At 29.6% G+C, this 5,688-nt stretch carries 7 protein-coding genes; 3 read left to right on the top strand and 4 right to left on the bottom strand.

Annotated elements, in window-relative coordinates; translation table 11 throughout:
* On the top strand, positions 1–630 hold a 630-nt coding region (locus ACIQ56_RS13700), incomplete at its 5' end, for a hypothetical protein (RefSeq protein ID WP_397601609.1).
* Positions 631–636: 6 nt separating this feature from the next.
* Here the strand turns inward: ACIQ56_RS13700 and ACIQ56_RS13705 are convergent.
* From ACIQ56_RS13705 to ACIQ56_RS13720, 4 genes are read right to left on the bottom strand one after another with little or no spacing between them, the layout of a single operon-like run.
* Positions 637–1,338 (bottom strand): amino acid ABC transporter permease, encoded by a 702-nt coding sequence (locus tag ACIQ56_RS13705; protein WP_397601610.1) that lies wholly within the window; start codon positions 1,336–1,338, stop codon positions 637–639.
* Between the two features lies 1 nt (position 1,339).
* Complete coding sequence (locus ACIQ56_RS13710; protein ID WP_397601611.1) at positions 1,340–2,053, bottom strand: amino acid ABC transporter permease; 714 nt, start codon at positions 2,051–2,053, stop codon at positions 1,340–1,342.
* 52 nt (positions 2,054–2,105) lie between these two features.
* A complete protein-coding gene (locus ACIQ56_RS13715) occupies positions 2,106–2,921 on the bottom strand; it encodes an ABC transporter substrate-binding protein (protein ID WP_397601612.1) in 816 nt (271 codons plus the stop codon).
* A gap of 35 nt (positions 2,922–2,956) precedes the next feature.
* On the bottom strand, positions 2,957–3,697 hold the full coding sequence (locus tag ACIQ56_RS13720) for an amino acid ABC transporter ATP-binding protein (protein WP_397601613.1): 741 nt from the start codon (positions 3,695–3,697) through the stop codon (positions 2,957–2,959).
* 64 nt (positions 3,698–3,761) lie between these two features.
* Here ACIQ56_RS13720 and ACIQ56_RS13725 point away from each other — a divergent pair, with 64 nt between their 5' ends.
* Positions 3,762–5,138, top strand: a complete 1,377-nt coding sequence (locus tag ACIQ56_RS13725) for a DEAD/DEAH box helicase (protein ID WP_397601614.1) — start codon at positions 3,762–3,764, stop codon at positions 5,136–5,138.
* A partial coding sequence (locus ACIQ56_RS13730; RefSeq protein ID WP_397601615.1) for a DUF790 family protein occupies positions 5,113–5,688 on the top strand: 576 nt, incomplete at its 3' end. The genes ACIQ56_RS13725 and ACIQ56_RS13730, both read left to right, overlap by 26 nt.

The raw sequence follows: 5,688 nt of genomic DNA on the forward strand, positions 1-5,688 counted from the left end.
GCTCTTTATCATATTTATCAATGGGGCTCAAAAATAAACTTTAGTATTTATTTATTAACGAATTTGCCAATATGGTGGGATGCTCATCTAGATTCTCCATATAAAGATAAGCTTACAAAGTTTTTAGCTTTTTTTAATGGTAAAAAAAACCGCTCAATTTTGAATGAAATTAAAACAGAAAATCAAAATAATCAAGAAGAAATTAGACAGAAACAACTTGAAACTCAAAATCAAATGATGTTAAATCAAAATAGAACTAGCAATGAATTAAACGAAGTTAAGCAGCAACAAGCAAAAACCGAAGAAAATATTTTGCTGAGACAATCGGAAACCCAAAATTTAATACATAGAAATCAAAATAGCACAGACAGTTTAAGTAAGAAAGTGGATAGCATGGATGGCTCATTTCGAGCATCTATAAAGGAAGAAATGAATTCAGGATTGAAGACTATCAATAAACAAATAGAGCCAATTAAAGAAACATTAGCAGCTCCACAAAAAACAGTTGAATTTACCGGAGGATTTCTTAAAAGTATATTCTCTGGAAATCAAATGGATAAAGATCGGCAATCAGCTATGAACGATCTACTTTTGGGAAGAAAAAAGAGAGAAAAACCAAAACAAGATTGATAAAATTTAAATAGATTTTCGCCATGCTAAGTTTTTTTCAAGCCATCTGCTGAGTGTAGTAAAAGCAAAACAGATGATAAAATAAATGATTGCTAAGAAAATAAAAATTTCAGCAGCATAATTTTGAGTCCGATTATTTATTTGTTGGGCAACTTGCGTAAGTTCAGAAACACCAACAATATATCCAAGAGAAGTATCCTTAATTAAAGAAACAAACTGATTTACAAATGATGGAATCATATTTCTTAAACCTTGTGGCAAAACGACATAACGCATTGTCTGCCAATAAGTTAAGCCACTAGAAAGAGATGCTTCTGTCTGTCCTTTAGGAATACTTGCAATTCCTGCTTTTACTATTTGAGAAATATAACAAGAAGTAAAAATAGTTAATGCAAAAACAACGGTTCCATTTTCAGGAAATTTTCCACCTGTTAAAGCTGGGAGTAAAAAAAACATCCAAAATATCACCATTAATAATGGCATTGCTCTTATTAAGTTAACAAAAAAACTAACTGGAATACGAATAAATGAATTTCTTGAAATACATAAAAGTCCTAATATTAGTCCAAAAATAATTGAAAAAATAACAGAAATGAATGCAAGTATAAGTGTTAGCGCTAATCCACCTAAAGGGCCATTAGGGTAACGACCAATCATAAATTGAAGAAAATTATTGGATATTACAGAAAAATCGAAAATACTTTCCATTTTAGTGAGTTCCTTTGCCCATTGGATTTAGAACTTTTTTATCATATATATTAATAATTCCAGATATTATAAAAGAAATACAAACATATATAAAAGTTGCGGCAAAAAAGGCTTCAAAACTTTTAAAAGATTGGCTCTCAATTTGTCTTGCTTGGTAGGTTAATTCACCCACCCCAATTACCATTGCCATAGATGAGTTTTTAGCTAAATTCAAAAATTGATTGATTAGAGGCGGAATGGTAAGCCGAACAGCTTGTGGTAAAATAATATAATGCATTGATCTTATATATGAAAAACCACTACTTCGAGAAGCTTCCATTTGTTCTTTCGGAATTGCTAAAATACCAGAACGAATATCTTCGGCAATAAATGCGGATGTATAAAAAGTAAGGGCAATAACAGCGGCAGCAAATTCAAAATTTAAATTATTTAACCAATCATTTATAAAAGCAGGCAATATTTGGAAAGATCCAAAGTACCAAAAGAAAAGTTGAACAATTAAGGGTGTATTTCTAAAAAACTCAAGATAACATTGCGCAAAAATGCGAATGGGTGTGAAAGAAGTCAATCGCATTACAGCAATATTCAACCCTATAATAAATGCCAGAACACAAGATACACTTGATAACTGGATTGTGGTTATTAAACCATCAAGTAACATTTGAGCAAACTTACCATTGGTAATTATGGATAAATCAAATTGATATGAAGACATAGATTTTCCCGCATTAAAAAGTCAAAAATCGCTATGAAATGCTAATGCATTTTTATGGGCTGATTTTAAAATCTCTTGCAAGCGGAACGGATGATTTTGGGCCAAACCATTTATTAAAAGTTTCAGCTGCTTTTCCATTTTTCTCCATTTCTAAAATGGTTTGATTTACAATTTTTAATAATTCTGGATTTTGTTTATTTACTCCTAAACCATAAGGTTCTTTTGAAATGTCAAATGTAGGCAACTCATATTCTTCTTTTTTTGTAGCTTTTGAAAGAATCCCAGCAAGAATGGATTCGTCTGTTGTAATGGCAGCTACTTTTCCTTGTTGTAAAGCAAGAAAAGCTTGAGGATAGTCATCAAATGAGAGTATTTTTGCAGATGGGACAGCTTTTGCTACGTTAATTTCAGAAGTAGAACCTTTTGTTGTTCCAATTTTTTTATTTTCAAGATCTTTTAAACTTTTAATAGTCCCTTTTTTAACAATAAATTTTTGTTTTGAAACAAAATAAGGATAACTAAAATTAATTTGTTGGGCTCTTTCTGGAGTAATTGTCATTGTACAAGCTAAAAGATCGACGTTACCTTCTGATAATAAGGGAATACGGTTTGCTGAGGTAACAGGTTTTAATTCCAATTTTACTCCTAATTTATCTGCAATATTTTTTGCAAAATCGATATCATATCCTTCTAGGGTTCGTGATTTTTCATTGATAAAACCAAAGGGATAAAGAGAATCTTTTACTCCAACAACAAGTACATTTTTTTTCTTAATTTCAGCAACATCCGCTCTTGAAACAGTAACAATTGATAATAAAGGAATAGCTGAGAATAAGGAAATCAGGATTCTTCTTGAAAACGTTTTCATATAAAAACTCCTTAAAAAAAAATGGATATAAAAAACTACGCTTGCATCGGTGTTAAAACTTGTTTTAAAAATTGTCTTGCCCGATCTGATTTTGGATTATTAAAAAATTCTTCGGGAGTCGCTTCTTCAATTATTTTACCAAAATCAATAAATACAACTCTATCTGCAACTTCTCGAGCAAAACCCATTTCATGGGTAACAACCATCATTGTAATGTCACCTTTGGCCAGGTCTTTCATTACTTTAAGGACTTCTCCTATCATTTCCGGGTCAAGTGCAGAAGTGGGTTCATCAAAGAGCATGATTTTAGGTTGCATTGCGAGTCCCCTTGCAATGGCAACTCGTTGTTGCTGTCCACCAGATAATTGCGCAGGAAAGGAATCTTTTTTATTTGAAAGTCCAACTTTATTTAGAAGATCGAGAGCTATGGATTCTGCTTCATTTTTTTTTATTTTTTTTACTTTAATAGGGGCAAGTGTAATGTTATCTAATACAGATAAATGGGGATAAAGATTAAATTGCTGAAAAACAAATCCAACTTCACTGCGCAATTTATTGATATTTGTTTTGGGGTCAGAAATATTTATACCGTCAACAATTAAAGAACCTTCACTTATGGATTCAAGACCATTAACAGTTCGGATTAATGTTGATTTACCAGATCCTGAAGGACCACATACAACAACAACTTCCCCTTTTTTAACAAATAAGTTAACGTCATTTAATACATGGAGTTTTTTATTATACCACTTATGAATACCTTTGAACTCTATCATAGATTCGCCTTTTCTTTAGTTTAATCATAATTCATGCTAACACACCTATTTTGGAGGTAATGTCTTGCTTGAAATTTTTTTTGACAAAGGAACTCTTATTGTTAAACAATACAATTGTGAATTTAACAAATATTTATTATTTTTCAAGTGGGATGATCGTATACTTGCTTATCGAGCTCCAGCTTATCATTATCGTAAATTTATTTTGTCTTTGCGGGAGAATAAGATCTCTTATTTAGATAATGCAAAAGATTTTATTCCAACTGAATTTCCAATTGTTACATATCTTAACCCGAGAAATTATCAAAATGAAGCCTTAAATTCTTGGATTTCTTATGGTTCTTTAGGAGTTATTACTTTACCAACAGGTGCGGGTAAAACGATCTTGGGTATTATTGCCATTTCTAAAATTCAAAGACCAACATTAATTCATGTGCCTACAATAGATTTAATGACACAATGGTTTGAAGTCTTAAAAAAATATTTCAATAGACCAATTGGTTTATTAGGTGGTGGTTATAATATTATTGAAGATATTACAGTAGCTACATATGATTCTGCTTTAATTCATGTCACACAAAAAGGTAACAAATTTGGTTTTTTAATTTTTGATGAATGTCATCACTTACCAAGTGAACAAATGCAATATACAGCAATATGTTCAATAGCTCCATTTAGATTAGGGTTAACAGCGACTCCTGAGCGGAGTGATGGTAGAGAAAAGAAAATGTATGAATTATGTGGGCCTCTTTGTTATCAAATTGATATTAAAAGTTTAGAAGGAATTACATTATCTCCATATGAAATTATAACAATTGAAGTTGAAATGTCTTTAAATGAAAAATTTATTTATGATGAAGCAAGAAAAATTTATTTACAATTTTTGAAAAAAAATAATATCAATTTTAGTTTCCCGAATGCTTGGCAAGATTTTTTAAGATTGTCCTGTAAATCAGAAGAAGGTAAAATAGCCTTTAATGCCTATATGAAACAAAAAAAAATATCATTAACAACAGAAAATAAATTTAATGAAGTTTGGTTACTCATAACAAAACATAGATATGATAAAATCATAATTTTTACTCAAGACAATGAAACCGCTTATAATATTGGTAGAAAGTTCTTATTACCCGTAATCACTCATCATACAAAAGTAAAAGAGAGAGAATACTTTTTAAATTCTTTTCGAGAAGGAAAATTTTGTATTTTAGTTACTTCTAAAGTTTTGAATGAAGGAGTTGATGTACCTGATGCAAATGTTGCAATTATTGTATCAGGTAGTGGAGCTGTAAGAGAGCATGTTCAAAGACTCGGGAGAATTTTAAGGGCAAAAGAAGGTAAAAAAGCTTATTTGTATGAATTAATTTCAGCTGGAACAGGCGAGTATTTTGTCAATCAAAGAAGGAAAATGCATAGTGCTTACCAAAAAAGAACTCCTTAATTATAAAAAATATAAAGGAAATATAAAGCCTATATTTATAAATATTCATGATGAAGAATTGAATTTATTTTGTCAAAATATTATAGAAATATATAATAATTCAATTGGTAATTCAAAAATTGTTTTAGAAGAAGAAGTTAAAAGTATTTCTTCTGTCATAGATATAGATATTAAAATTAAAAATGGATTGATAAAACTATTAAATGACAGACTCGAATTTGATTCAAACGAAAATTCTGATATTTCTGATTTTAGAAATTTTATATTTAAAGAATCAAATTTATATTTTCAGTCTGATAAAAGCCTAAATTTAGAAGATTATAAAACTGAGATCTCAAATTTATCTCAAATTTCATTTCAAAAAATTCAAGATAAAATATATTCTGATTTACCTAATTATAATAAGGTTTTTAAATTTAAAGAAATATCTGCAATTGATCTTTTACGTAAATATAATATTTCCTTGGTCCAAGGCTTATTATTTCATACAGAAAAAATAAAAATAAAAATTCAAATAAAAGATGTTCTTAAAAGTGATCTAAGATATATA

This window comes from Silvanigrella sp. (genome assembly GCF_044369315.1).
Classification (GTDB): domain Bacteria; phylum Bdellovibrionota_B; class Oligoflexia; order Silvanigrellales; family Silvanigrellaceae; genus Silvanigrella.

What these genes read in the sequence shown, in the direction of transcription:
- ACIQ56_RS13705 (WP_397601610.1), bottom strand. Translation starts at nt 1,338, where the DNA reads ATGGAAAGTATTTTCGATTTTTCTGTAATATCCAATAATTTTCTTCAA.
- ACIQ56_RS13715 (WP_397601612.1), bottom strand. Translation starts at nt 2,921, where the DNA reads ATGAAAACGTTTTCAAGAAGAATCCTGATTTCCTTATTCTCAGCTATT.
- ACIQ56_RS13720 (WP_397601613.1), bottom strand. Translation starts at nt 3,697, where the DNA reads ATGATAGAGTTCAAAGGTATTCATAAGTGGTATAATAAAAAACTCCAT.
- ACIQ56_RS13710 (WP_397601611.1), bottom strand. Translation starts at nt 2,053, where the DNA reads ATGTCTTCATATCAATTTGATTTATCCATAATTACCAATGGTAAGTTT.